Source organism: Pseudomonas edaphica (assembly GCF_005863185.1).
Lineage (GTDB): Bacteria > Pseudomonadota > Gammaproteobacteria > Pseudomonadales > Pseudomonadaceae > Aquipseudomonas > Aquipseudomonas edaphica.
The window spans coordinates 1-996 of record NZ_VBVZ01001039.1; the positions used below are offsets into that span (position 1 = coordinate 1).

The following is a 996-nucleotide window of genomic DNA, read 5'->3' on the forward strand; positions in this document are numbered from 1 at the left end:
GGGCGCCTGCCAGAATGGTTCGCCCATTGGATGGATGGCAAACACCCCGCCACCTGGGTATCCATTGGCAAACCTGAAGACGTCAGCCCTGCTCTGCTGGGGTCCGTTCGTCAAAAAGAATGGCCCATGGCAATTTCGTTCCATGTGCCAAGTACAGACATCGTGATGCCACCTGGTTTTCTGAAACACCTGTATGGCTGCTACCAACAGCGGCTGCTCAATACGGTGAAGATCCCACACAACGCCGATCTGTATAAACGCGTCGGGAAAAATTGGCAGTTGCTGAGCCTTCTGGAACGCCAAGCACTGTACGCTCCGGTTGCTACGGCGGTGGCGGCTTAACAAAAGAAAGGGATGGATTCATGTCACTGAACATAGGTCCGTCCCTTCTCTCGGCAGCAGAGCATCAGCGCTGGTCGATTTCGATTTTTTGAGTTGGATCGGGGCTGTACTTTTGGCGTTTTAATTGCGGGTCGCCTTTGGCCAGGCAAAAGAAGATTATCTCCGCCTCCCCGCAGCCGCCGTGCAAGGCGCATTCGCTTGACTGCATGTGGTCTAGAAGAATTTCCCGGCCTTGAGACTCACAAAACTGATTCGCTTCTTTCAGCGCCTGGCCTTTCGCCGAGGCCGGCCCACCAAGGGGAACTCGCGTTGAGATGGTGTAGGTGTCAGGCCCCACTTTTATAGGACCGCTGTCGGCGCAGGCTGCGAGCATCGCCGTGACTAAAACCATTAGCCAGATTTTCATTGTTATCCCCCAGGAAAGGCATGAGGGTACATGGCAGCTCGCCAGCTCGCCTTATAATTTTACTTTTGTGAACGGCGCTAGAGCTGCTCTGCTTGGTCTCGGACATTTCCCACAACCTGACGAGGTTGAGCCATAGGAAGTGACTTGGTTAGGATTTGCCGTCGCAGTAATTACTGTGACCGGGCGTCGCAACCTGAATTAACTGAGTATTGCCCTTTGGCGCACCACTCTTGAAAACACCCACACCT

General features: G+C 53.8%; 2 protein-coding genes. One reads left to right on the top strand and one right to left on the bottom strand.

Going from position 1 to position 996, the window contains the following annotated elements; all coding sequences use genetic code 11:
• Positions 1-342: HMG-box domain-containing protein (locus FEM54_RS33090; RefSeq protein WP_205894449.1), on the top strand; the 342-nt coding region annotated here is incomplete at its 5' end.
• Positions 343-406: 64 nt separating this feature from the next.
• Here the strand turns inward: FEM54_RS33090 and FEM54_RS33095 are convergent.
• On the bottom strand, positions 407-748 hold the full coding sequence (locus tag FEM54_RS33095; protein WP_240792839.1) for a hypothetical protein: 342 nt from the start codon (positions 746-748) through the stop codon (positions 407-409).
• Positions 749-996: the final 248 nt, after the last annotated feature.